The organism is Bradyrhizobium sp. AZCC 1721 (assembly GCF_036924715.1).
Classification (GTDB): domain Bacteria; phylum Pseudomonadota; class Alphaproteobacteria; order Rhizobiales; family Xanthobacteraceae; genus Bradyrhizobium.
Genome location: NZ_JAZHSB010000001.1, coordinates 3409459 through 3433768 on the forward strand (window position 1 = coordinate 3409459; position 24310 = coordinate 3433768).

General features: G+C 62.6%; 32 protein-coding genes. 19 read left to right on the forward strand and 13 right to left on the reverse strand.

Translation table 11 applies throughout. From position 1 onward, the window contains the following. Window positions 1-110 precede the first annotated feature (110 nt). Window positions 111-866: an SDR family oxidoreductase gene (locus V1273_RS16200; RefSeq protein ID WP_334368634.1), complete on the forward strand. Its 756-nt coding sequence runs from the start codon at window positions 111-113 to the stop codon at window positions 864-866. Window positions 867-1565: 699 nt separating this feature from the next. Here the strand turns inward: V1273_RS16200 and V1273_RS16205 are convergent. After that, on the reverse strand, window positions 1566-1829 hold the full coding sequence (locus V1273_RS16205) for a hypothetical protein (protein ID WP_334368636.1): 264 nt from the start codon (window positions 1827-1829) through the stop codon (window positions 1566-1568). A gap of 218 nt (window positions 1830-2047) precedes the next feature. Here V1273_RS16205 and V1273_RS16210 point away from each other — a divergent pair, with 218 nt between their 5' ends. Next, the gene (locus V1273_RS16210) at window positions 2048-2287 is read left to right on the forward strand and encodes a hypothetical protein (protein ID WP_063830275.1); all 240 of its coding nucleotides are present in this window, start codon (window positions 2048-2050) and stop codon (window positions 2285-2287) included. 19 nt (window positions 2288-2306) lie between these two features. Here V1273_RS16210 and V1273_RS16215 read toward each other — a convergent pair whose 3' ends face one another. Next, window positions 2307-2738 carry a hypothetical protein gene (locus V1273_RS16215; RefSeq protein WP_334369274.1) on the reverse strand — a complete coding sequence of 144 codons (432 nt, stop codon included), beginning with the start codon at window positions 2736-2738 and terminating at the stop codon, window positions 2307-2309. Window positions 2739-2892: 154 nt separating this feature from the next. Here V1273_RS16215 and V1273_RS16220 point away from each other — a divergent pair, with 154 nt between their 5' ends. After that, the gene (locus tag V1273_RS16220) at window positions 2893-3681 is read left to right on the forward strand and encodes an SDR family NAD(P)-dependent oxidoreductase (protein WP_334368640.1); all 789 of its coding nucleotides are present in this window, start codon (window positions 2893-2895) and stop codon (window positions 3679-3681) included. A gap of 110 nt (window positions 3682-3791) precedes the next feature. On the opposite strand, the gene V1273_RS16225 is transcribed toward V1273_RS16220, so the two are convergent. After that, complete coding sequence (locus V1273_RS16225; protein ID WP_334368642.1) at window positions 3792-3956, reverse strand: hypothetical protein; 165 nt, start codon at window positions 3954-3956, stop codon at window positions 3792-3794. A gap of 9 nt (window positions 3957-3965) precedes the next feature. Continuing rightward, entirely contained in the window at window positions 3966-4199 is a 234-nt protein-coding gene (locus tag V1273_RS16230) for a DUF6894 family protein (protein ID WP_334368644.1), read from the reverse strand. Window positions 4200-4449: 250 nt separating this feature from the next. On the opposite strand from V1273_RS16230, the gene V1273_RS16235 reads away from it, so the two are divergent. Then, window positions 4450-4635, forward strand: coding sequence for a hypothetical protein (locus tag V1273_RS16235; protein WP_028346367.1), 186 nt, complete (start codon window positions 4450-4452; stop codon window positions 4633-4635). A gap of 55 nt (window positions 4636-4690) precedes the next feature. Here the strand turns inward: V1273_RS16235 and V1273_RS16240 are convergent, their stop codons facing one another. From V1273_RS16240 to V1273_RS16250, 3 genes are all read right to left on the reverse strand, one after another. Then, a complete protein-coding gene (locus V1273_RS16240; protein WP_334368647.1) occupies window positions 4691-5764 on the reverse strand; it encodes a hypothetical protein in 1074 nt (357 codons plus the stop codon). Between the two features lie 284 nt (window positions 5765-6048). Then, entirely contained in the window at window positions 6049-6204 is a 156-nt protein-coding gene (locus V1273_RS16245) for a hypothetical protein (protein ID WP_334368649.1), read from the reverse strand. A gap of 9 nt (window positions 6205-6213) precedes the next feature. After that, window positions 6214-6447 (reverse strand): DUF6894 family protein, encoded by a 234-nt coding sequence (locus tag V1273_RS16250; RefSeq protein WP_028346366.1) that lies wholly within the window; start codon window positions 6445-6447, stop codon window positions 6214-6216. 324 nt (window positions 6448-6771) lie between these two features. Here V1273_RS16250 and V1273_RS16255 point away from each other — a divergent pair, with 324 nt between their 5' ends. From V1273_RS16255 to V1273_RS16270, 4 genes are all read left to right on the forward strand, one after another. Continuing rightward, entirely contained in the window at window positions 6772-7083 is a 312-nt protein-coding gene (locus V1273_RS16255) for a hypothetical protein (protein ID WP_334410209.1), read from the forward strand. A gap of 274 nt (window positions 7084-7357) precedes the next feature. Continuing rightward, window positions 7358-7948, forward strand: a complete 591-nt coding sequence (locus V1273_RS16260; RefSeq protein WP_334368654.1) for an NADPH-dependent FMN reductase — start codon at window positions 7358-7360, stop codon at window positions 7946-7948. Between the two features lie 160 nt (window positions 7949-8108). Beyond that, the gene (locus tag V1273_RS16265; protein ID WP_334368656.1) at window positions 8109-8459 is read left to right on the forward strand and encodes a hypothetical protein; all 351 of its coding nucleotides are present in this window, start codon (window positions 8109-8111) and stop codon (window positions 8457-8459) included. A 116-nt stretch (window positions 8460-8575) separates the two neighbouring features. Further along, a complete protein-coding gene (locus V1273_RS16270; RefSeq protein ID WP_028346363.1) occupies window positions 8576-8755 on the forward strand; it encodes a hypothetical protein in 180 nt (59 codons plus the stop codon). A 72-nt stretch (window positions 8756-8827) separates the two neighbouring features. Here the strand turns inward: V1273_RS16270 and V1273_RS16275 are convergent, their stop codons facing one another. Beyond that, window positions 8828-9052 carry a hypothetical protein gene (locus V1273_RS16275; protein ID WP_334369300.1) on the reverse strand — a complete coding sequence of 75 codons (225 nt, stop codon included), beginning with the start codon at window positions 9050-9052 and terminating at the stop codon, window positions 8828-8830. A gap of 123 nt (window positions 9053-9175) precedes the next feature. Between V1273_RS16275 and V1273_RS16280 the strand changes: the two genes are divergently transcribed. After that, window positions 9176-9355, forward strand: coding sequence for a hypothetical protein (locus tag V1273_RS16280; RefSeq protein WP_334368658.1), 180 nt, complete (start codon window positions 9176-9178; stop codon window positions 9353-9355). A 36-nt stretch (window positions 9356-9391) separates the two neighbouring features. On the opposite strand, the gene V1273_RS16285 is transcribed toward V1273_RS16280, so the two are convergent. Then, window positions 9392-10303: a ketopantoate reductase family protein gene (locus tag V1273_RS16285; protein WP_334410210.1), complete on the reverse strand. Its 912-nt coding sequence runs from the start codon at window positions 10301-10303 to the stop codon at window positions 9392-9394. Between the two features lie 298 nt (window positions 10304-10601). On the opposite strand from V1273_RS16285, the gene V1273_RS16290 reads away from it, so the two are divergent. Further along, a complete protein-coding gene (locus tag V1273_RS16290; RefSeq protein WP_442894157.1) occupies window positions 10602-11117 on the forward strand; it encodes a septal ring lytic transglycosylase RlpA family protein in 516 nt (171 codons plus the stop codon). 26 nt (window positions 11118-11143) lie between these two features. On the opposite strand, the gene pdxY is transcribed toward V1273_RS16290, so the two are convergent. After that, complete coding sequence (gene pdxY / locus V1273_RS16295; RefSeq protein ID WP_334410211.1) at window positions 11144-12001, reverse strand: pyridoxal kinase PdxY; 858 nt, start codon at window positions 11999-12001, stop codon at window positions 11144-11146. Between the two features lie 109 nt (window positions 12002-12110). Here pdxY and V1273_RS16300 point away from each other — a divergent pair, with 109 nt between their 5' ends. From V1273_RS16300 to V1273_RS16330, 7 genes are all read left to right on the forward strand, one after another. Beyond that, a complete protein-coding gene (locus V1273_RS16300; protein WP_028346359.1) occupies window positions 12111-12380 on the forward strand; it encodes a DUF2312 domain-containing protein in 270 nt (89 codons plus the stop codon). A gap of 504 nt (window positions 12381-12884) precedes the next feature. Continuing rightward, on the forward strand, window positions 12885-13154 hold the full coding sequence (locus V1273_RS16305) for a hypothetical protein (RefSeq protein ID WP_334410212.1): 270 nt from the start codon (window positions 12885-12887) through the stop codon (window positions 13152-13154). Between the two features lie 126 nt (window positions 13155-13280). Beyond that, window positions 13281-13646 carry a hypothetical protein gene (locus V1273_RS16310; protein ID WP_334410213.1) on the forward strand — a complete coding sequence of 122 codons (366 nt, stop codon included), beginning with the start codon at window positions 13281-13283 and terminating at the stop codon, window positions 13644-13646. A 98-nt stretch (window positions 13647-13744) separates the two neighbouring features. After that, window positions 13745-14458, forward strand: coding sequence for an ROK family protein (locus tag V1273_RS16315; protein WP_334410214.1), 714 nt, complete (start codon window positions 13745-13747; stop codon window positions 14456-14458). 573 nt (window positions 14459-15031) lie between these two features. Beyond that, on the forward strand, window positions 15032-16030 hold the full coding sequence (locus tag V1273_RS16320) for a Bug family tripartite tricarboxylate transporter substrate binding protein (RefSeq protein WP_334410215.1): 999 nt from the start codon (window positions 15032-15034) through the stop codon (window positions 16028-16030). Window positions 16031-16221: 191 nt separating this feature from the next. Further along, entirely contained in the window at window positions 16222-17271 is a 1050-nt protein-coding gene (locus tag V1273_RS16325; protein ID WP_334410216.1) for an SH3 domain-containing protein, read from the forward strand. Window positions 17272-17509: 238 nt separating this feature from the next. Then, on the forward strand, window positions 17510-17770 hold the full coding sequence (locus V1273_RS16330; RefSeq protein ID WP_334410217.1) for a PepSY domain-containing protein: 261 nt from the start codon (window positions 17510-17512) through the stop codon (window positions 17768-17770). Window positions 17771-17867: 97 nt separating this feature from the next. Here V1273_RS16330 and V1273_RS16335 read toward each other — a convergent pair whose 3' ends face one another. Next, window positions 17868-19937, reverse strand: coding sequence for an ATP-dependent helicase (locus V1273_RS16335; protein ID WP_334410219.1), 2070 nt, complete (start codon window positions 19935-19937; stop codon window positions 17868-17870). Between the two features lie 204 nt (window positions 19938-20141). Between V1273_RS16335 and V1273_RS16340 the strand changes: the two genes are divergently transcribed. Both V1273_RS16340 and V1273_RS16345 read left to right on the forward strand, forming a co-directional pair. Continuing rightward, on the forward strand, window positions 20142-21128 hold the full coding sequence (locus tag V1273_RS16340; protein WP_334410220.1) for a tripartite tricarboxylate transporter substrate binding protein: 987 nt from the start codon (window positions 20142-20144) through the stop codon (window positions 21126-21128). A gap of 525 nt (window positions 21129-21653) precedes the next feature. Further along, a complete protein-coding gene (locus tag V1273_RS16345; RefSeq protein ID WP_334410221.1) occupies window positions 21654-22244 on the forward strand; it encodes a hypothetical protein in 591 nt (196 codons plus the stop codon). Between the two features lie 300 nt (window positions 22245-22544). Here V1273_RS16345 and V1273_RS16350 read toward each other — a convergent pair whose 3' ends face one another. Both V1273_RS16350 and V1273_RS16355 read right to left on the reverse strand, forming a co-directional pair. Further along, on the reverse strand, window positions 22545-23288 hold the full coding sequence (locus V1273_RS16350; RefSeq protein WP_334410222.1) for a phosphatidylserine/phosphatidylglycerophosphate/cardiolipin synthase family protein: 744 nt from the start codon (window positions 23286-23288) through the stop codon (window positions 22545-22547). 153 nt (window positions 23289-23441) lie between these two features. Further along, window positions 23442-24218 carry a response regulator gene (locus V1273_RS16355; RefSeq protein ID WP_334410223.1) on the reverse strand — a complete coding sequence of 259 codons (777 nt, stop codon included), beginning with the start codon at window positions 24216-24218 and terminating at the stop codon, window positions 23442-23444. Window positions 24219-24310 lie beyond the last annotated feature (92 nt).

Genomic DNA, 24310 nt, shown 5'->3' on the forward strand with positions numbered 1-24310 from the left:
GTGGTGCAAATTAATCCAGGGTTACGGTTGCACGTGTCACACCGACCCGTTCCAGTTGGTATTGGCGATGGCGCGTGGTGCCGCGGCCTTAGCGACAGAGGAGCGAGGAAATGAAGATCGTCATTATCGGCGGTACAGGTCTGATCGGTTCGAAATTGGCCCCGTTGCTCGCCTCGCGCGGTCACGAGGTGCTGCAGGCGTCCCCGAGCAGGGGGATCAACGCCGTGACCGGGGAGGGGCTGCAACCGGCGCTCGTGGGAGCCGACATTGTCGTCGACGTCTCGAATTCGCCCTCGTTCGAGGACAACGCGGTGCTGCACTTCTTCGAGAGCGGAACACGCAACCTGATTGCGGCGGCGAAGCAGGCCGGTGTGCGGCACTGCATTGCGCTGTCGATCGTCGGTACCGACCGGCTTGAGAGCAGCGGGTATTTCCGCGCCAAGCTGGCGCAGGAGCGGCTGATCGAAAATTCCGGGCTGGCCTACACGATCCTGCGCGCCACCCAGTTCTTCGAGTTCGTCGGCGCAATCGCGGATTCCGGGCGCAGGGACGGCGAGGTTCACGTTTCCAGCCAGTTGATGCAGCCATTGTTGTCCGATGAGGTCGCGCAAGCGCTGGCCGACGTGACGCTCGGCGAGCCTGCCAACGGCATATGCGAGGTCGCGGGTCCCGAAGCGGCGCCGCTTGCGGATTTCGTCGGCCGCTGGCTCCGCAAGCAAGGCGATACCAGCAAGATCGTGGCGGGCGTAGACGTGCCGTATTTCGGCGCGCCACTCGCGTTGCGCACGCTGGTGCCGGACGACGGCGCGCGGATCATGCCGACGCGTTTCGACGATTGGCTGGGTAGGACTGTCAAAATGGCGTGAGCTGTCCGAAGTTATATCGTCGTCCCTGCGAACGCAGGGACCCATAGCCACCGCTCTCGCTTGCCGATGGGATAGCGGGCCCCAGCTTCGCGTCACAATCAACATTTGTGGTTATGGGTCCCTGCGTTCGCAGGGACGACGTGACATCGCGATCTCGCGGTGCATTGCGCCCGAGGTTTGCTATCAACTTCCGGCCCTCCTGATTCAGAGGGCGCAGGGAAGACCGGATGCTTGCCGCACCCGCGGTCTCGTGTGCAAAGTGCGCAAAAGAACACGCACACGAGCATACAGGTACAGCGGGAGCATCCCGGCCTTCCCTGCGCAATGGCTTTACGGCTTATGCCGTGCTCCCCGGCGAACGGCTCTTTTGCCACCGTCGCTGCGCGAGAATAGCCCCACGCAACTTGATGCCAGCACCGCGACATCAGGACCACACGACTTCGCCGTACGCTTCCTGCGCGTACGTCTAGCGCGCATTCAGCGTCCACCGCATCTCACCGCACGTTCGTGACGATCGCGAAGCGCCCCTCCATCGGGTGAGACGGACGGAGTTATGCGACTGATTTGCCCCTCGCGTTAAGCGAAATATTTTAGATTCTTTTTGATTCCTGGGCTTGACGCCATTTCTGAAAATCAGAAGTGATTTGCCTGCGGCGGATTGCACTGGAGGTCCGGCTCCATCAGTCGCCGGCTCAGCACTCAGCGCGTTTCCTCTTCCGCGTTCTTCGATGCGGATTTCGGCTGCGGCGCCTTTGAACCCGTTTCCTGACAGGGCAGTTGCGTCCATGAGCCGTCGGTCGCCTGCTGATAGGCATGGCAGGAGGCGGAAGCGGGCGCTTCGCTCGTCTTTGCCGGTTGGGAATTCGTGTTGGAGTTCGTGTTGGAGTTTCTGGCGAGCGTCGGCGCTGCCAAAGTGAGGAGGGCGGCCGCCGAACCGAAAAAGATCGCTTGCCCTAACCGCATGGGAAATTCTCCTTTGTCGAAAACAATGTGTTCTTCCTAAAAAGGATTGTGGAATTTTTTGGGAATGCCGATGGAGGTACCGGCACTTGCTTAACGTTTTGCAAACGCCTGAAGGCCGCCGATGCGCTGCAGCGCAAGGCGAATTCTATTCTCGCGGTATGGAACCAGTTTCTTCGGCCGTGCGTTGGCTTGGCATCATGCCGAGAGGCACGGCCTCCATGCGTCGGGAAAAGTCACTCTTCAATGCGCTGCTCACCCATTTTCTGATGGGCGTGGCGCTTGGACTAACGCTGGTCCTGTTGCTCGGCCTCATCGATGCCTTCCATGTCAGAGACCTCGTCGCCAAGAGCGGCGCACCTGTTCAGACCACGGTGATGCTGGTGACAACCTACGGGCTAATGTTCGGCATCGGCGCGGCGCTGACCGGTTTGGTGTTGACGCTGGAAGACGAGAGCTGAGGTCGGACGGAGCGCTCGATCAGCGGCGCAGGCGGGCCATCGTACCGGCGGTAATCTGCATGGCGACGCCGACCACCCATCCGGCCATGATCATCCAAATCCATGCCAAATGCGGATCGTGGCGCAGCACGATTAGGCCGACGCAAGCGAACGCCGACAACGCCGCGAGGAAGGTCCCGATGGAGCTTAGCAGGTCCGGCGTGTCCACTCTGTCGACCCAGGCGTCATCGGGAGGCCGGTCGTTCGACGCGGTGACGCGCAGCGGCGTATCGATTCCGAGATAAAAGCCGATGGCGCCACCGACCATCATCAGCAGCAGGAACGCCTGATTGGTGAGTGCGGCGTGGCTCGTCCCTACCAGAGCCGCCACAAACAACCCGCTCGCCGCGCCTGCCATGGCAAGCCCGACGCGTTCCAGAACGTGGGCGACCTTTCGAACGCGGGTTTGCATGACGGTGAGCCCGCCCATTATGAAAGGGAGCTTAAGACGGTTTCAGGCAAGGTGAAAGCAACCTAGCGATGCAGATGGCGCGCCGAATTGATACAGCGCAAGATGCGGTCGGTCTGTAGAATTGGCTATGCCTGTTTCGATGGGAGACGCGAACATGAGCCTGTTGGGTATGCCATTCGATCCCGCGCGCGAGGCCGCGCTCGTCACCGGCGCGGGCAACGGGATCGGCCGCGCAATTGCGCAGGCGCTGGTGGGCGAGGGCGTCCGCACGGTGTTTGCCGATGTGAACCGGGACACGGTTACGGCGGCAGCCAACGCGTCGCCGCGGCCGGAGCTGGCACTGCCCTGGGTCGGTGATCTCGCCGATCCCGCGGCGCGCGAGGCGCTGCTGGCTGACGCCGCGTCTGCCGTCGGGCGCGTGACGCATTTCGTGCACAGCGCCTCGCCACCGCGGCGCGAAGCCGATCATGCGCTCGGCGTCACCACGGAGATTTGGGCGCAGATGCACGCGGTGAATCTGGACGCCGGATTCCACCTCTGCCGCGAACTGGCGCGCAAGCTGATCGCCGACAAGACGCCCGGCTCGTTCCTGCTGCTGACCTCGCTGCATGCCGGCACGCCGCGCAACCTGCCGCATTACTCGACGGCGAAGGCGGGGCTTTCGATGCTGGTGAAGGAATTGGCCAAGACGTTCGGCCGCTTCAACATTCGCGTCAACGCCTTGGTGCCGGGCGCGATTGCGGCCGGCGGCTTCGTCGCCGATCCCGCGCTCGCAAGACACATTCCGCTCGGCCGGCTCGGCCAGGCCGAAGAGCTTGCGCCGCTGGCGCTGGCGGTGCTGTCGAACCGGATATCGGCCTATGTCACGGGCGCGGCGATCGCGATCGATGGCGGGCTGTCGCTGACGAACTGGTTCGAGCCGCCGGAGTTGGGGGATTTGTGAGAGGGCTGTAGGGTGGGCAAAGGCGCTCTTGCGCCGTGCCCACCATATCGCCGCGGCGGCGCACTAACGGTGGGCACGCTTCGCTTTGCCAACCCTACAAGACTACAAGACTACGCGACTCCTACGCCGCCTTGATGCTTCTCGTGCCATTTTGGGCCGGGGCCGCGCATGTAGTGCAGCTCGGGGCGATAGGGGTTGCGGGCAAGGTCGAGCAGAACCTGCAATCGCGCGGCGACCTGGTTCAGATATCGAAGAAGCGATTGCACGGCCAGCATGGCGACCTCTCAATGCGGCTCGCCGAGCACGGACGAAAACGGCAGGGCGAAGATTTCGACGTCGAGATCGTCGCTCGCATGCAGTGTCCAGTCGCGCCAGTCTTCCGGGCACTGCGCCGTAATCAGCGACTGCACGACGCGGGCGGCGTGGTCACGCGCTTCGGCCAGATTTCCGACGGCAAGGCCACGCTGAACGATGCGTACGCCCTCGGAATTGGAGCAGTGGAAATAGACTAATGCCATGTCCGACTCCCGCGATTGCGATTCACGCTGAAAAAATATCAGGCGGACGACCGGCTTGATATTCGGGGAGATTGCGGGCGGGATATTACGGGGGAGAGCCGCCCCGGGTGGAACCGCGCGATCCCAAGATTTGTCCTAAAATTATCTACTGCGGCAGGAGGAACGAGATTTTCGGTTCGGCCGTTTTGACGAGGAAGCCGCGACATTCGAATCACTGCGGCGAGGACGGATGCAACCCCGGGAGAGCAACATGATGTCGGAAATGCAGATCCACACGATTGCACGCCAGATGATGGAAAAGCACGGCCTCACCGCGATCGCACAAGCCGCACACAATGCACAGGCTTGCGAGAGCAGTGGCGATATCGAGGAAGCCAAGGAATGGCGTCATATCGAAGACGCCATGAAGCTGATGCGAGGCCCGCATCAGAGCTAGCGGATTTGTCCCGGATGCGGCGCGGCACAGCGCGCGGCATCCGGGACACAGTTACTTACCGCAGCGGCATCGGCGGGCGGACCACCGGCTCGCCGTCATCAGCCATGGTTTGCTGCGGCGGTGCCGGCGGCAGCGGCGCGGGGGCGGCGGCTGGCGGCGGAGGGGGGACATAGGCGGCTTGAGCCGGTGGATAGTAAGCCGGCTTCGGCTTCCGGACAGGCGCGACAGGCGCATTCGCGGATCGGGGCGGTGGCGGCGCGGCTGTTACCCTCGGGCGAAAATTCTGTTCGGGTCGGACCTCAGCAGCCCTCGCTTCCGAAGCTTTCATTTCGGCAGCCTTGTCGGTAGCCTTGGCAAATTCCCGCGCCATTTGCGCCTGGCTTGCCTTGAGCTGCGCGATAGTCGCCTTCAGCTCCTCGACCTGCTGGCCCATCGCGGCGAGATCCTGTGCCATGGATTGCAACTGGGCCGATTCCGTGGAGGGAGCAGCCGCGGCAGTAGCCGTGGGTTCGGGTTGAGCCGGTGCTGCCGTTGCCGCCGGCTCCGCTGCGGCCTGATCGGTTGCGGCGGCTGGAGCAGCCGGCGCGCTCGGTTGCTCGGCCACGACGGGCTTGGCTGCCGAAGGCAAGGCAGCCAGCACGAAGGGCGGCGCCCATTCGGCAGCCATCGCCTTGGCCTGATCGCCATAATGCTGCCAGGCGGCGGCACCAATGGCGCCGACCAGGGCCAACAGCGCCATCATCACGCGCTTCGTCCATTTGGCCATCGGCCGCTCGCCGGCGGCGTTCAGGCCATCCAGCTTGATCTCCTCGCCCGGTCTGATGTTGTCGGCTTGGACATCACGCATCTGGGCATCGCGCATGTCGGTGGTGCGAAACGTCGGTTCGACCTGCGGGGTTGGCGCGCTGATCGAAATCGCGGGCGCGACGTGAACCTGCGGCTTGGCCGCGGCTTGGACTTGCGGCGCAACATTGACCTGCGGCGCCACCGGTTGGACTTGCGGCGCTACGGGAGCGGTGGCCGGATCGTGGGCCAGCGGCGGCGCCTTGTGGGCGTGCGCGGCCAGCACCGATTCGATCGCAAAAACGTCGTGCGGATCAGCCTCTTTCAGTGTTGGCGTGGATTGCATTGGCGGTCCCTTGCTCAGTCCAATGTCACCCGAATCGGGGCGGCAAGCATGCTCTGCTGCGTGGAAAACCTCTGCCCTGGCCACCACACGGCCAGCGAGGTTTGACCAAAGCAAGGCGAGAGCGTGGAGAGGTTGGGGCTGTGGCTCCCCCCGCCGGACTGGAACCCGGGCGCAGCGATCATGCCTGCAGGCGGCCGGGCACGGGCGCGGCGCCTGTCATCGGGCCGCGCTACGCGCAGACCCGTTGGCGCTCCTCATGATGAGGAGCTTACGACGCAGTGAGGTTAGAGGACGGCGCCTGCGCTGCCTGCCGGATGCCTGGCGTGCCACTTTGGGCCGGGGCCGCGCATGTAGTGCCGCTCGGGACGATAGGGGTCGCAGGCGCGCTCGATCAGGTGGTGCCACCGTGCCATGATCGCATCTAGGCGGCGGAGCAACATGGCAACCTCTCAGTGCGGCTTGCCGAGGACGAAGGCGAAGGGCAGAACGAAGATCTCCTCGTCGAAATCGTCGCTGACATGCACGACCCAGTCGCGCCAGTCTTCCGCGTCCCGCCCCATGATGAGCGATCGAACGATGCAGGCGGCGCGGTCACGCGCCTCGGCGAGGTCGCTCACCGCTTCGCCGGATCGGTCGAGCCGGACTTCCCGGGAGTTTGAGCAGTGGAAATAGACCTGGGTCATGTCGGGCCTCCTGTTGCAGGCGATCTTCATTGTTGGTCGCAGGCTAGCCGGACAAGGTTCTGGCGCTCCGTGATGCACGTCACGGTCGCGTATTAGGATTTTGTTAAGACTGTAATGGTCAAATTTTAGGCATGGAATCGCAGCGGAACCGGACCTCCCGAGCCGGCAGTTGCAAGAGAAGGCCGGCGGCGTAACGCCCGTCGGCCTTTTCTCTTTGCGATCCGCAGCAAATCGCCGCTGATATTCACGGCGCTGTGAATTCGCCTCCGGAACCAGCATCTTACCTGCCCGTTCGCTCTTCATGTTCACATTGGAGAATGAGCGATGACAAAACTCACACTGCTCGGCGCGGCCGCCATCCTTGCGGTAGGGCTCGCGACGCCTGCGCTCTCGCAGGAAGCCACCCAGGAGCCCGGCATGATCGGGTTCTCCCACCCGAACTCCGACTATCTGCTCGGCGGATACGGCGTGCGAACGCCAAGCCGTTATGACTACAGCTATTACTACGGCCCGCGTGTGTATGGCCCGCGCGTGTATTATCGCCCGGGCTATGTCGGCGGACCGGTTGGCGTGGCAGTCGGAACGGCGGCTGCAATCGGCGGGTGCGCCGTACGTCGATTCATATGCCTATTATGACGGGCCCGGCTATTGGTAGAGCCGGACTAGCAATTTCAAAAAAGCGGCCGCAAGGCCGCTTTTTTGTTGGCTGCTTGAATCTTCAGCGGGTGGCTGCGGCATAGGACGACAGCAGCGCGAGGAAGATGCGAGGAAGATGATCGTGTTCAGCACGGTCGCGCCGAGGATGAGTTCGATCGCCTTGCCAAGGCCATCGAGGCGGCTTCAGGCCTTGCATGAGAATGGCGCGCATGGTTCCAGTGTCATCATCCAATGTCCTGAGGGCTGAGGTCTCATGAGCAACCGTATTCTCGTCCTTTACGGCTCCTACCGTTCCGACCGCATGGGCATTCGTCTCGCGCAGTTCGTCGTCGAGGGGTTTCGCGCGCGCGGCGATGATGTCGAGTTGATCGACGCCAAGGCGATCGGCCTGCCGATGCTGGACCGGATGTACAAGGAGTATCCGAAAGGTGGTGCGCCCGCGGCGCTCGAAGAACTTGCGGGAAAGATCCGCAGCGCCGACGGCTTTGTGTTGGTGACCGGCGAATATAATTGGGGCATGCAGCCGGGGCTGAAAAATCTCACCGACCATTTTCTGGAAGAATGGTTCTGGCGGCCGGCGGCGATCGCGAGCTATTCGGCCGGCCGCTTCTCCGGCGCACGTGCCGCGCTCGCCTGGCACGGCACGCTTTCGGAAATGGGCATGGTGGTGATTTCGAGTTCGGTCGCGGTCGGGCCGATCGCGCAGACGCTGAGCGAAGACGGCAAGCCGATCGGCGAGGGCGGCAAGGCGCTGGCGCACGCGTTTCCGCGCTTCGCCGATGATCTCGTGTGGTGGATGGAGGCGGCACGGGCGCAGCGGGAGCGCAAGAAGCCGCCTTATTGAGGGGCACATCTCCCATGCCCCGAACGGAGCGCAATGTTGGCGAAAACGCACCCACTTTTCGCCACGGCTGGACAGCAGATTGCGAATTGCCTGCCATCTTCCGCCTTTCTTGAGCTGCCGCAGGCAGCTCATCCATTTGCTTCATGCACGGGTAGAATTGATGTCGCCAACGAAAGCGCGCTGCGGCCTGCTTGTTCTTGTGTTGATGGCCGCGCTCTCCGGCCCGGCTGTCGCGCAGAATCTCGATCAGGGCAAACCGGCGCCGAAACTGTTTGCCGAAGGTTGCGCGTCCTGCCATCGCAGCCCGCGTGGGCTCACCAAGGGCCGCTTTCACCTCACGCTCTATTTGTTTTTACAAAAACACTATTCCACCGGCGCGAGCTCGGCCTGGGCGCTGACGTCCTATCTGGAATCCATCGATAGCGAAAAGCGCGCCGCGGCGAAGCCGCAGGCAGCGTCAGCCAAGTCGCGATCATCGATGCGTCCGCCGGCGCCGGTGCCGTCGCGATAGGCCGCGTCGCCATCGCTTGCTCACGGCAACGCTGCGAAATCTCCCCGACGCGGCCATCTTTTCGACTTTTGCCGGCATAGCATCATCAGCATGTGTGGTGGCGGGGAGTAATGACGATGGTAGTGGCTGAACTTCAGACCAAGGTGGAGAAGTACGAGAGCCGGGCCGGCAAGTGCGAAGCAAAGGCCAAGGAGGCCACGGACAAGGCGCAACAGGCCTTCTACGAAGGGCTGGCCGGCTACTACGCGAGCCTCGCCACGGATTTCCGCAAGATTCTCGAGAAGCGAACCGCGTAGGCGGCACCATTGGCGGATTACGCCTTCGGCTAATCCGCCAAATCTACGCTCTACGAAATGGCATACGCGTATTCACGCGCCGCCGATGGCGCGGGTGATCGTTCCGCCGCCGCCGCAATTGGGGCAGGGAGAGCCGTTGATGCGGCCCTTGCCGTGACATTCGGGGCAGATGTCGTCGCCGGTGCCGGGCGTCCCGGGGGCTGCTTCATCGCCGGGATTGAGCATTGAGTTGGCCGCCTGCATCTGGGCGTTCGAGCGCGTTTTGGTGCTTTGCGAATTTGGCGCCTTGTTCCGCATGGTGCGTGCCTCCTTGAGAGATTTGCGACAACGCCGTTGCGGGCAGGAGGTTGCGAGGATGCGCAACCTTCGCCGCTGCGAAAGCGTTGCAACGACATGACGGAACACCCGACGATGCACCCCATGACGAGCTTCAACCCATCGGAGCCCGCCGTCCTGCACGACCTCGCAAGCGACCAGATCATCACCTGGATCGGCGATGAGGCCGACGATTTCCGCCGCTTCAGCCGCGCGCGAGACGACGGCACAGTGGCGTGGCGGGAATATGTGTTCGACGGCTGGGGAAATGTGATGGGCGGGTGAGAGCGCGCCAGACCAGTGTGCGCGGCATGCAGCCCGCTACTGCCGTTGCCGCGATATCTCCTTGCCGCGTTCGGCGAGCTTCACCATCACCTGCAGCGCCTGATTGGTCGGCGTCACGATGCCGAGTTCGGCGCCCTTGCGCACCACATGGCCGTTGAGAAAGTCGATCTCGCTGGGCTTGCCGCGGGCGAGATCCTGCGCGGTGGACGACATCTGGTTCGGCATCATGGTGGGGATGTTCAGGATATGCTCGAGGAGGTCGTCGGGAATCGAAACGCCGCACGCGCGGGCGACGGATATCGCTTCCTGCACCGCGCTTGTGACGACATCCCGGGTGCCTGCGACGTCCAGCATCGGCCCGTAGGAAATGCTCGCCACCGCAGACAGCGCGTTGAAGGCGCAGTTGATGATCAGCTTGCTCCACAGCGTCCGGTCGATGTCGTCGGCGATCGTGATGCCGATGCCGGCGGCCTGAAGCATTTCGGCCAGCGCTGCGCTCGCGGCCGAGGGGCCGATGGCGAGATCGCCGCCGCCGTGATGCCTGACGTGGCCGGGACCGGCCATCTCGCTGCCGACATAGACGACGACGGGAATGACAGCGTGGCCGGTGACGGCAGAGAGGCGCGGTGCGTTGTCGACGCCGTTCTGCAGGCTGAGCACGGAGGTTTCCGGCCGCAGTCGTCCGGCGAGCGACCGGCCGGCCAGTTCGGTATCGGCCGACTTCACGCAGACCAGCACCAGATCGGGCGAGGCGAGGGTAGTCGTGTCGGTCGCGGCGCGGGCGGGCAGGTACTCCCTGAAACTCGTGGTGTCCAGCAGCAGGCCATGCGTGTTGATGGCGTCGACATGCGGCGGCCGGCCGATGAACGTCACGTCATGCCCGGCTTTGAGCAGCAGTCCGCCATAGTAGCATCCGACCGCACCGGCTCCGACGACTGCGACTTGCATGTTTCTCTCCCTTCGGCTGAGTGGGTCGGGTAGCTGATCTGAGCCGATGTCGCAATTCTGGCTGAACTCCTAATTCCTGTGACCCAATCACCACACTCGAACCAAATTGCGCTGAGGAAGCTGTGCCTGATCGGGTCCGGTCACGCTTCCGCCCAGATTCGGTCCCGCGATGGACGCGTGTTGGTTTTCGGCTTGGGCTGGGGCGCGGGCGGGGAAATGCAACATGTCTTCCATTGGCTGCACCAGTACTTCGTGCGTCGACGTCCGGGCAGGCCGGACTCAACTTGAAGCGCGATCAATCACGGCCGGGCGCGCAGGGAGATTCATACGACTGCTTGCTGTCACGCTGGGAGCGGCATCGCTTGCGGCTTGCGCGCAGTCCTCGGTCGTCACCCAAAAATCCGAGCTTCGCGCCAGCCGGCAGGCGTCGCTGGACCAGGATCGAACCACATCGTCCATGATGAAGAGGCGCGTGGCCGCCGTGAGAAAGCACACCCGGTCTGCGTCGCGCAGGGATGCAGGCGGCACCAAGACGGCCTCGCATGGGGTTGCCAGCTTCTACACCGAGGGAACGAAGACCGCGAGCGGCGAAAAGTTCAATACGATGGAAATGACCGCCGCCCATCCGACATTGCCGTTCGGCACCAAGTTGCGCGTGACAAACGTCGCGAGCGGCCAGTCGGTGACGGTACGGGTCAACGACCGCGGTCCCTACGTTCGGGGGCGCGTTGTCGACGTCTCCTATTCCGCAGCCGACGCGCTGGGAATGGTGGGGAAAGGTGTTGCCAAGGTCAAACTCGACGTCGTGCAGTAGCGGGTGAGTCGAGCGGGCTAATCGGCCTACGATCCGCTGATAGCGATGGGGTCGAACCGGCGCTTCGGATCAACAAGTGACGCTGCGCTCTCGACGATGCGCATTTCCTCCATGCCGCTGGCCGCGGTGCGTTCCAGCACGGCGAAGATGGCGGAGGCGGCGTGGCTGAGCGCTTCCGGCGTGTTTGCGCCGCGGAGGCGGGTGGATACCAACAGCGCGGCAAAGAGATCGCCGGTGCCGTTCGGACTGATCGGCAGTTTCGGCGTGCGCACGCGCCACGCCTTTGCGCGCTCGATGGCCAGCGTCTCGATCTCGCCTTCCGGCGTATCGGCCAGCTCGGCGCTGGTGACCACGACGGTCGACGGGCCGCGCGCCATCAGCGCGCGCGCCGCCGCGATTGCCTGATCGATCGTCGCAGCCTTCGTCCCGCACAGCCATTCGAATTCGAAATGATTGGGCGTGATGACATCGGCTAGCGCGCAGAGATGATCGCGCACCAGCGGGGGGATGTCGGCGTGGACGAACAGGCCGCGGTCGCGATCCCCGAGCACGGGATCGCAGCAATAGCGCAGCGTCGGATTACGAGCCTTGGCGCGCGCGACGAAGTCCGCAACCACGTTGGCGTTCTCGGCCGAGCCGAGATAGCCCGACAGGATCATCTGCGCGGCGTCGATCGCACCGCGCTCCTCGATGCCGCGCAGCAGATCGGCAACGAGATCTGCAGCGAGCACGCGGCCGCGGATGGTCGGATAGCCCGGCCGGTTGGAAAGCAGCGTGGTCGGCACCGCCACGACGTCGATGCCGTGCATCTGCATCGGAAACACCGCGGCGCTGTTGCCGACATGGCCGAAAGCGACCTGCGACTGAATCGAAATCACGTTCATGCGGATAAGTCTGGGAAATGGCGAATTGCCGGGCGGGAACCTGCCGAGGTTAACACATTGGTTATTTGTTTGCGGGCATTTTCACGATCCTATTCAACAAAGAGGCACCATGTCTGACATCACCATTCCCGGCGGGCGGATTCGTTCTTTCGTTGAGCGGATCGAGAACATCGACAGCGAATTGCAGGAGCTGAACGAGCAGAAGAAGGAAGTGTTTTCGGAGGCCAAGGGCGAAGGGTTTGACGTGAAGATCCTCAAGGAGATCATCAAGCTGCGCAAGCAGGACCAGGACGAGCGCGACGAGCGCGAAAGCCTGCTCGATCTCTACATGCGCGCCATGGAAACCGCGCCGCCGGAGAAGGAAGCGAAGGCGGCCTGAGACAACGCTGGCCGAGCTTGTCCCGGCCCTCCACGTCTTTCGACTTCATCGTGTAGATAGCGGCCCCGCCAATTCATCGCGAGAGCGGCGGATTACGCGGCACAGCACGAGAGGGCGGAGCTCGCGGCTTACCCCTCCCCCCAACGCTCCCCCGCAAGGGGGGGAGGGAGCCTGACGAGCGTGCTCATCTAACAGAACCATACAGTTGTTCTGGTCTGCACCGTCAGGGACGCAGCGTGGATGGGTTCCCTCTCCCCTTGCGGGAGAGGGTTAGGGAGAGGGGTGCCGCTTGCTCCGCTGCCAAATGGAGCCTCCGGCTTGCGCCGCACCTTCTGATTTCCTGGCTGCAACGCGGAAAATTCCGGCGAACCTTTGCGACTGATCGCGCGACCAACGGCCGGTTCCGCATTCTATCCTCGCATGTGTGCATTGCAACAATGTGCTATTGCAGCGCAGCAAAATGACTATTAGGTCCGTATTTCAAGCTACCTATGGAGAACTGAGGTGAAGAAGATTTCCCTGTCCATCGCTGCCGCCGCTCTGCTCGCGATTCCGGCTGTGACCTCCGCTGTCGCGGCCGAGTTGCCGGCTTTTGAAAAGGCGGGCTTTCCGGTTTCGGCCGCGCAGGTTCAGGCGCTGGGCGCTGAAAACGTCCAGGAAGCGTCGCCGGTCGCAAATTCGGCCACGCCGTTTCAGCTCAGCGTCCTGACGCCGCGGAACAGGATCACGACCGCACAAGGCCAGACCGATACCACCGGTCGCGCCATTCGCTGAGCACAGCCGTTTGATCGGCGCTTGAGCTTAGCTTGTTACTGCAAGCCGTACACAGGCGCTGACGAGCGACCCACTAAGTCCCAGCCTTGCAAAAAAGCCCGCGATGTCGTCGCGGGCTTTTTCGTGATGAGCGCGTGCGTCGTCGGCGCGCAATCGCGAAGCAAACGCGTTGTTAAGAATTGGCTCGCGCTGATTTCTCGCGATTCCGATTCGTTCTTTGCGAACAAAGTGGAGTCGGATGGAGAACAAAGCTGTGGTGCTGCTTTTTCTTTGCTGGCACCGACGCGCCGATTGGATGCGAGCGAAGCGGCGGACTGCGCGGAGCCTGTCATCACTACGCGAGCGCTACTGCGCTCGTCGCGGGCCGCGCGTCGCATGAGCCGACGGGTCGAGCACGCATCCGTGCTACGCAAGCACGAAGCAAAACGCGTTGTTAAGAACTGGCTCGCGCTGATTTGCACGATTCCGATTCGTTCTTTGCGAAGAAAATAGAGTCGGATGCAGAACAAAGCTGTGACGCTGCTTGTCTCTCTGCTTCAGGTAAGCATCGGCTGGCGCTATGATCATCCGACCGAGCAGGGCGCGAATTCATGGCGAAGAAAACGGGCAAGCGGGCGTCGCGGCATACGGTCCTCGTGATCGACATCGGTGGTTCGCGCGTGAAGGTCATGACGAGCAGGGAGCGAACCAGGCGCGCGTTTGCGTCCGGTCCCGAGCTATCCGCGAAAGTGATGGTGAGGAAGGTCAAGGCTCTGACGAAGGACTGGTCCTATGACGTCATCGCCGTCGGATATCCCGGACCTGTGGTCAACAACCGGCCCTTGTCGGAGCCTCACAATCTCGGTCTCGGGTGGGCCGGTTTCAATTTCGAAAAGGCCTTCGGCCGCCCGACCAAGGTCGTCAACGATGCGCTGATGCAGGCGATCGGCAGCTACCAGGGCGGCCGGATGCTGTTCTTAGGGCTCGGAACGGGTCTTGGCTCCGCGATGATCGTGGATGGCATTCTGGAGCCGATGGAGCTCGCTCACCTGCCGTACCGCAACGGCAAGACGTTCGAGCAATGCGTCGGTGCCGCAGCCCTCAAGCGCGTTGGCAGGAAGAAATGGCAACGCGCGGTCGATGACGTCCTGAAGCGTCTGCTCGCTGCACTGGAGCCGGATTACGTCATGCTGGGCGGCGGAAACGCCGACAAGATCGACAAGCTGCCGCGCAAGGTCCGCCTCGGCGCCAACACCAACGCGTTCGAGGGCGGATTTCGGCTGTGGAAGAAGGGGGCAGTCAAACCGCGCGGTGCACCCCGATAGAGAATGCCAGAGCTGGCGGCGTCAATGAGTAGGGCGGGCTATTGACGATCAGGGTCCGGTCGTTCGGTCGATTGCTCGACCTCTTGCTCCCAAGCGCCCTCAAACGGCCGGGACACTGCCGCCGCCTGGTTGCCTCGGATATAGGATGGCCGCGTGATCCTGCGCTCGTAGTGGGAGGCGAGTTGCAGCAGCCGCCTCTTGATCAACGGGTCAGCTTGCTCGGCGAGGGCCCTGACTGTCCTTGCCCTTTCCCTGCAAAACTCGTCGTCCATATTCGTCCCCGGAACTCGAGCACCACGGGCGAAAGTGTAGGGCAGGTGGTTTGAACCGCGTGTGGGCCAGGTCACAGATCCGGGTCGACTGTCCCGGGGTGAGTGGGCTGCGCCATCGTCGGGGTCCTTTTGTTTAGTGAGCGGGTTCCCAGCATCGCGGACAGCCCGTAAGCTGTGTTAGCCGAACGCGCCCCACCTCTCGTCAGAGATCATCGCGGAACGCCGATCGAAGACGGAGCGAAGGAGAAGAGAACAGCGAAAAGCTGCGACGCGGCTCATGGTCTTAAAGGGGAGGACACCGATGCCGCTGTCTATCGACCGCCGTCGCGCGCTTGCGCTCCTTGGCTCTTCCGTTGCCGCGCCGTGGCTTATGCCGCACGCGGGACGCGCGGCAGAGGCCTGGCCGATCCGGCCCGTGAAATACGTCAACGGCTTTCCGGCCGGCGGCGCCACCGACACGCTCTCGCGCCTGCTCTGCCAGAAGATGAGCGAACTGTCCGGGCAATCTTTCGTGGTCGAGAACAAGGCCGGCGCCGGCGGTGTGCTGGGCGCGGACGCGATCGCAAAAGCGCCGGCGGACGGCTACACGGTCGGGCTCGGCGGCATCGCCTCCAACGTGCTCGCAATCGGTAGCTACGCAAAACTCCCGTATCGCCCGCGCGAGGATTTCACCTTCATCACCGGCATGTGGCAATTGCCGAACATTTTAAGCGCGAAGAAGGACCTGTTCTCCGCGGACCTGAAGGAATTGCTCGCGGCGTTCAAGAAGGAGCCGGGCAAATACACCTACGCCTCCGCGGGCTTCGGCACCACGCTGCATCTCTCCGGCGAGATGCTGAACAGCATGGCCGGCGTCCAGCTCCGTCACGTGCCCTATCGCGGCGCAGCTCCAGCGCTGAACGACCTGCTCGGCGGCAATGTCGATCTGTTGTTCGACAACCTGCCAGGCTCGCTGCCGAGCGTGCGCTCGGGTGCGATCCGCCCCGTGGCGGTCACCGCGAAGAAGCGGATCGCGGAGCTTCCCGACGTGCCGGCGTTCGCCGAACTGTTGCCCGGCTACGAGATGACCTCATGGACCGCACTGATCGGCCCCGCCAACATGCCGGGCGACCTCGTCGCGCAGATCAACGCGCTCACCGCAAAGGCCCTGAACGACCCCTGGCTCAAACAGCGCTACGCCGACTTAGGCGCCACTACGTGGCCGACCACCCCGCAGGAGATCACGGCTTATCGTGATAGCGAGGAAGCGCGACTGTTGCCGATCATGAAGGCGGCGGGGATCAAACCGGAAGGTGGGTAAGGGGAAGGGATACTCGTGGTCTCCGCGGCTCGCCTGCCGAGATCGCCCTGAGAATTTGCGCAATGGAGCCCATGACAACGAGAGCGCCCCGTCTCGCGCCTGCGAGACGCCTGCTTTCTTCGGCTACGCCCTCACTCCTCAGGGAACACCTGTTTCGCTGCGGCGTTCCTGCTCGAGAGGAGGAATTCGCCATGAAATTTAGAGCATTGTTCATTGCAGCAGCCATGCTGCTGATGCCGACCGCCGCACTGGCGGCGCCGGGCATCGTTACCACCACGGTCAGCCTGAAGGCCGGGCCCGGTGAAGGCTTTCCGACCGTCGACCGCATTCCCGGCGGCACCCGTGTCAACATCCACGGGTGCTTCAGAGGCAAGGCCTGGTGCGATGTGAGCTGGTCGGAGGATCGTGGCTGGGTGTCGTCGCGGTATCTCCAATATCTCTACCGCAACCGCTACGTCTATCTGCCCGACTATGTCGACGAGATCGACGTTCCCATCGTGCCGTTCGTGCTGACCACGTACTGGTCGAGCCACTATGCGGCACGTCCCTGGTATCACCGCCGCGCCCACTGGAGTGGCTACTGGCGGTCGCATGAGCGTGTCGCAACGCGGTTGACGATCGACCGCTCGGCGGCCCGGATCGGCCGCGCGGCGGTCGCGCGCGATGGTGCGCTCCCCGAGGCAAGGACGCGTGCAAATGCGCGTATCGGCGTCGAGGAGAGGTCGCGTGCCCGCGTCGAGGAACGGACGCGCGCCGGTGTCACGGAGCGGAGCCGCGCCGGCGTGACGGAACGCGTGACGCGGGAGAGGGACATCACGACGCGTGGCGCACGCGAAGCGCGCGAACGCGCGGTGGTGCAGGACCGCATGACGCGCGAAAACGCGCGGACGGCGCGAGAGAGCGCACGGCTGACGCGTGAGAACGCAAGAACGACGGTGCGCGAGCAGCCGATGGTCCGCGGTGGACGCACGCAGCAGACGCCGCCGATCGTGGCCCGCGGCCATGACGAACCGCGCGCGGCTGCGCCGCGGATGGAGCGTGCCACGCCCCGCATGACGCAGCCCGATGCGGCGCGCGGTGGTGGCGGCCCGCCGAACGTACGCGCGCAGCAGACGCCGGCCCCGGCCGCCCCGCGCGCAGCAGCGCCCGCGACGCCGCAGGGCGGCGGCGCGCCGCAGATCGCACCGCGCGGTGGCGGTGGACCGGGCGGTGGCGGAGGCCACGGTCAGGACAGGCGCTAATACACGAAAAGCCCGGCCTTGAGCCGGGCTTTTCTTTTGCTCGACGATCATCCGGACAACGCTTGGGTACTACGCTGCTCCAAGCTGTATGGCGAGTTAGTTAGTGAGCGGGAACCGCCGCAAAATCGCCTCACCTGCCGAAATTTCATGCTGTTCCACGATCTCTGGTGTCGGAACACACTACCCTGCCGCTCGTTCTAACTGGCGTAACAGCTCAACGCGTTCGACAGGAGTATCCATGCGAAATGTCATTCTTCCAATTGTCACTGCCTTAGCGCTTGGTGCAGCGACACCTGCCGTCGCCTTCGATTCCGGTGACCAGATTTCGATGGAGACCGCGCTCGACGTCGCGACCGGTCTCGGCGTCATGACGGTGTCCTACACCCAGTTCCAAGGCAATCAGTGGGAGATCAAAGGCCGCGACCGCGCGGGCCGCTGGATGGAAGTCTATGTCGACTCGCGAACCGGCGAGGTACGCCACATGAATCGCGGATGGTAGCCGCGTTCTCACCGGCAAGTAACGAGTAGCAAGCAGCCTGTATGAGCCAAACCGGGTCGCGCATTCGCGCGACCCGGTTGCTCGTCCGGCCACGCTGCTAACGCCACATGCCGCGCATGCGCTCACGAATATCCATCTGCACGCTTTGACTTGGCGTCGGGCGTGCGGCCGTTGGCGCCGCCGGCCATGTGTGCCGATCGAACAGCTTCACAAGATGATCCGGTATGAAGCGCGTCCGGGACGCATAGACATGTCGGTCGCCGCGTGCCTGCTGACCGTGCACGAAGAAGCGCTGCGGCACGATCAGATGCAGATCGTCCTTGGCGCGCGTCATCGCAACATACAGAAGACGTCGCTCTTCTTCGAGTTCAGCCGTCGTGCCGGCGCCGAGGTCAGACGGCATGCAGCCGTCGACCACGTTCAAGGCGTATACCGACGTCCATTCCTGCCCCTTGGCAGAGTGGATCGTGGACAGGATCAGATAGTCCTCGTCTCGCAGTGGTGGCCCGGAGCGATCGCTGGTCGCGTCAGGCGGATCGAGCGTGAGCTCGGTCAGAAAGCGTTCGCGGGAAGGATAGCCCGACGCGATCTGCTCGAGCTGCAGCAGGTCGGCCAGCCGCACCTCGGCATCCTCGTGGATGCGCTCCAGATGCGGGGTGTACCAGAGCCTGATACGTTCGATGTCAACAGGCCATTCCGAATAGCGGAGATTACCAAGCGTTTCGACGAACGCGGTCCAATCCTGGCCGGCGCGGGGAGGCGTCGGCAGCGCTGCAAGCGCGGCGATCGGATCGGCCATTACGGTGGTTTGATCGAGAATGCGCTGCGCCGACGCCGGGCCGATACCGGGCAGCAAATGAAGCACGCGGAATCCGGCGACGCGGTCCCGCGGGTTCTCGACGAACTTGAGCAGCGCCAGCACGTCCTTGACGTGGGCGGCGTCCAAAAACTTCAGGCCGCCGAACTTGACGAAGGGAATATTGCGCCGCGTCAGCTCGACCTCCAGCGGGCCGCTGTGCGAGGACGTCCGGAACAGAACAGCCTGCTCCTTGAGACGCGATCCTTCCTCGCGGTTCGACAGCACCTGCTCGACGATGTAGCGCGCCTGGTCGGCCTCATCGCGAACCGTGACCAGACGGGGTAGCTGGGCCGAATTGCGCTCGGTCCAGAGGTTTTTGGTGAACCGTTCCCTGGCAAGTCCAATCACGCCATTGGCGGCCGTCAGAACCGGCTGAGTGGAGCGATAGTTGCGGTCGAGCGTGACGATCTCTGCTTTTGGGCTGAAGTGATCGGGAAAATCCAGAATGTTTCTGACAGTGGCCGCGCGAAACGAATAGATCGATTGGGCGTCGTCCCCGACCACGGTAAGGCCGCGTCCATCCGGCTTGAGCGCCAGCAGGATCGTCGCCTGAAGCCGATTGGTGTCCTGATATTCGTCGACCATGACATGATCGAACCGGCCGCCGATCTCCTGCGCGATTGCAGGCTCCGAGACCATCTGCGCCCACCACAGCAGCAGGTCGTCATAGTCGAGCACGTTTTGCTTCTGCTTGGCCTCGACGTAAGCAGCGAACAATCGCTTGAGTTCGTCAGCCCATCCCGAACACCAGGGATAATGCTGTCCGAGCACCGCCTCGATCGGCGCCTGCGCGTTCACGCAGCGGGAATAGATTGAAAGGCAGGTGCCCTTGGTCGGAAAACGAGACTCGGTCTTTGAAAATCCGAGCTCGTGACGCACCAGATTGAGCAGGTCTGCCGAATCCTCGCGATCATGGATGGTGAAGGCCGGATCGAAGCCGATGCGTTCGGCATATTCGCGCAGCAGCCGCGCCCCCATGCCATGAAAGGTCCCGGCCCAGGTCAGCGCCTCCGTCATGATACCGGCCTTGTCGCCGAGGACACGGCGCGCGATGCGTTCGACACGCTGCGTCATCTCGGCGGCGGCACGGCGCGAAAACGTCATCAGCAGCATGCGGCGCGGGTCGGCGCCTTTGATGATGAGGTGGGCAACCCGGTGCGCGAGCGTGTTGGTCTTTCCGGATCCTGCGCCGGCAATGACAAGGAGAGGCGAGCCTATGATTCCATCCGGGCCGATGCCGTGCTCGACGGCCTTGCGCTGCTCGGGATTGAGGCTGTCCAGATATTGATCGGTAGTTTCAGCGAGCACGAATCACCCCATGTCGATCGGAGGATCGGCGGATTCGCTGAAGGTCGCAATGAGGGATGTCCGCGGCTCGCCCTCGGCTAACTCGCCCTACGTTTGCTTCTCCTTGACATGTCAGTGCTCCGCCGCCCGAATGGCGAATAGCGCATAAGCGCCCGTCGCGGTGCCTCACCCGGCGCATAAAAAACAAAGCGGGAGGGTTTGCGAATGTTTCGCCAGGTCAGCAATTTGGTCAGAAATTTCGCGCTTGCGGCGCTTGCGGCCGCAAGCCTGCTCGGTGCCGGAAACGCGCAAGCGGCCTTCCCGGAGCGGCCGATCACGCTGATCGTGCCGTGGGCCGCTGGCGGCGGCACCGACGCGGTCGCGCGCCAGATCGCGAGCATGCTGGAACGCGATCTCAAGCAGCCGGTGAACGTCGTGAACCGCACGGGCGGGTCGGGCGTGGTCGGCCACCAGGCGATCGCCACCGCCGCGCCTGACGGTTACACGTTCGGTCTCATCACGCTCGAGATCAACCTGATGCACTGGGTGGGGCTCACCGATCTCACTTGGGAGAAGTATACGCCGATCGCGCTGGTCAACCAGGACCCCGCCGCGATCCACGTGAAGGCGGACTCGCCCTACAAGACCGTCAAGGAGCTGTTCGCGCATATCAAGGCGAACCCGAACAAGGTGGTGGCCTCGGGTACGGGGCAGGGCGGAAGCTGGCATGTCGCGCTCGCCGGCCTGATGCAGGCCGGCGGCGTGTCGCCGAGCTCGATCCGTTGGGTGCCGTCCACCGGCGCCGCGACCGCGCTGACCGATCTCGCGGCCGGCGGCGTCGACTTCGTCGCGTGCTCGATGCCGGAGGCCGAGGCGCTGATCAAGGCGGGGCGTATCCGCAGCCTCGTGTTCTTCTCGCCCAAGCGCGCGCCGAACTTCCCTGATGTGCCGACCACCGAGGAGGCGACGGGTCACAAGTGGCACAAGGGTGTGTGGCGCGGCTTTGCAGCGCCCAAGGGTCTGCCGAAGGAGATTGCCGCGCAGTACGAGACCGCGATCAAGAAGATCTGGGACAGCGAAGAGTTCAAGGAGTTCATGAACAGGCGCGGCTTCGACATGATCTATCTGGACTCGGCGAAGTTCGCGGAGTTCATGAAGGCGGACAACGAGGACAACGGCAAGGCGCTGAAGTCGCTCGGGCTGGCGAAGTAAGTGAATGAGGTGAGTGTAGCCCGGATAGCCCGGATGAGCGAAGCGATATCCGGGGCGGTGCTGGGGTCGTCCCGGATATCGCCGCGCTCGTCGGGGCTGCTTGCTGACGATCTCGCCTCCCGGACTCGGTGCAGATACTCTTCCGCAGTACACCGCAGGGCCCAGACACAAAATCGCGAAAACAACCCCATGCAAAGTAGCGAGCGCAGCCCGGATGAGCCAATGGGTCGCGCGAATGCGCGCCCGATGGCAGGCTCCACGAAATCCGAGGCGGTGCTCGGGTTGTCCCGGATATCACTGTGCTCATCCGGGCTACTCGCTGTGGAAAAAAAGGACTACAGTCAACGCAAGGCCGAGCCGCCATGCCGCGTGCGTGTCTCGCATCGGAACCCAAGGGCAACGGTAGCCCGTTCCTCCGGTCTTGGCATCGGCGGTACGTTGTCGAAGATGTCCTCCTGAAATTTTTGAGGCCCACTTGGCTTGGGTGTAGAATTGATGCCGGTTGCCCACTACAGGAGGTAAGCCATGAACAGGCTCTATGCTCTCGCGTCGGTTGGGTTCTGCGTCGCATCGGCAGCCCTCACCATCACATCGGCATCGGCTCTTCCCACCGAGGAAGTCCCGAAGACCGAACCAGAGTACATCGCCAAGGTGAAGACCGCTGCTCCGGCGTCGGTCGTGAACAACGCGACGATCACCATGCCGCAGCCGGATGGATCTTCCAAGACGATCCAAACCGGATCGAACGGTTTCACTTGCTTTATCGGAAATGACGGAACGCCCGAATGCGATGACGAGAACGCCATGGAATGGCGCAAGGCTCTGCAGGCCAAACAGACTCCGCCGAACAAAATTGGCCTCATTTTCATGCTGGACGGTGACACAGGCACGAGCAATCATGATTCCGCCGAACGGCACACGCACAAGCATTGGGTCCAGACCGGGCCGCATGTGATGATCGTCGGCGGCGCAGCACGTGAGATGCTCAGTCCCTATCCGCGCGATCTGGATGTCAAGGACCCGACGCAGCCCTACATCATGTTCCCCGGCAAACCCAACGAGCACCTGATGATCCCGGTACACTCGGAACCGATAACGACGGGCAGTGCGCGGTAACGCGCGCGAATTCCGCCGTGCCTGAGGCCAACGGCACGGCGGGGCGCGCAAACGCGAAGCAAACGCATTGTTAAGAAGTGGCTCGCGCTGATTTGTGCGATTCCGATTCGTTCTTTGCGAACAGAATGGAGTCGGATGGAGAACAAAGCTGCGTCCGCATAACATGCGGCGTCAAAAGGTCATATTACGGTGAAAGTGCATTTAATCACCGTTGGGCACCCATGCTGCCTTGCTAGCGGCTTTCCGAGTTAAGTGCACTGTCACCGTAATTGGGGCGCTCCGACGGGACCCTAACCGGTATTAAAGGGGTGTAGCGCCGGCCCAAATCGTTTCGTAAGCCTTTATCTTGAGGTCTGACGTACCGGGGTCCGTTTTTGTAAACGAAGTCGGTGCTCTGCCGGCCAGATTGTTAAAGGATTGGCCGACATTCCATACATGCTTTTCGTCGACTACGATCAATCTGTCATGCAGCGTTCTAGGGGCGGCAAGTCTGATCTCTATGGGCCGGCGCCCGCCGTGCTGTGTGGCCCATGTCCGCGCCATAGGCGCAAGCGAGGCTTTCATTTGATGGGCATCACGAAGAAGACGTAGCGGCGTTCCTTCGTTAGCCAACTGTGCAAAGTCGATGAGAAATTTTTCGTCCAGATATGGATCGACGATAAGCAGATCGATTGTTGCTTCACTGAAAATTCTGCTAACCGCTGCCATAGCGTCGAATACGTTGCCGGCCGGTATGAAAGCGCCGCGCTGACCCGCGGGCAATTCAAACTCGATAGTCGCGATAGCCTTGAAGACTAACGTCTTGATTTCTTCGACCCCCGTTTCGTGGCCGTTCATGGAATCTAGCTTGCCTTGGGCGAGTTTGAACTCAGTCTCTGCTGCCAAGCCGAGAGCCTCACCGATGAGGGCTCTGGCGCGACCCATCCAGCGGTGGCGATCATCAGTCATAGGTATTTGATATGTCAGATCGGGAAAGCTTTCTGCCAGCGCGCGCAGTTCCCCGTAAAGCGCCAGTGTCGGCAATTTCGACAGCGTGCTTCTCATTGCGTGTCCCCCTACAATGGAGAGTAGCGGTAAGGTGCCATAGCAAACGCATTGCACCGACGTTAGCAAGTAGAGCGAGTTAGCGAAGCGTAACCGCCGACGTGGTGGCAAAGAACGGCGGATAACGCCTTCGGCCAATCCGCCCGACGTTAGCTACGGGCCAGTCGATGGGTTTTGAGCGCGATAAGCCTTCACCAAGCGTGCAAGCAACGCCAGTCTAGATGGAGTAGCCGGTTTTCGATCGGCCACTCGGATGGCGTCCGCAACCAACCCAATGAGTTCAGAGACCTTGTTGCTTGAGCCAAAGGCGCCCCGACCCATCGCTTCTTGTCGTTGTTCCGGCGTGTTCGTACTGCTGTAGATAATGAAGGGTACGTCTGCTTTCTCAGCTTTCAGGCGATCCAGAAGCTCATATCCGGCCTTGGGCCCTTCGGGACGGGCCATGTCGGAAATCACTGCGTCGTAGTTGTGCTCTCTTAACTTACGCATGGCTTCGTCGGTGCTAGTAGCGGTGTGGACCGTGATGCCTAAAGCCTCCAAGGCCTGTCGTTCATGAACGTTCCCTTCGGGGTTATCGTCGGCCCAGAGAATAGTCTTGCCATTGGTCTCCTCCATCGGAATGGCGCGTGCTAATAGCTCCGCTGCCTGCCAAGACTTGCCCAGTGCGTTCTTCCAAAAAACGAAATCGGTGGGCGGATGGGCTGGGGATTCGGTCTTGGCAATTTCCGCAGTGGCGACAGCGGTTGCGAACCGTCTCTTTGCCGAGGCCTCGACTCCAAGCACCTTCAAAGAGCCTTCTCCCATATCAGAGAGAAAGTCCCGCAAGGCCGATCCGCAGCGATAAATGAGGTAAATGCCCACGGCTGGCCACGCGATCGCAGTGATCAGCTTAGCGGCGGCCTCGGTGACTTTGACGAATTCGTCGACCATGCTCAACCCCCAGTAGTGCCTATGGTTTTAGCAGGCGCGGGTCTCGCAATAAAGGCCTGCTGTAAGAGGGCCGGTCTCCAGTGCGTCGCGCC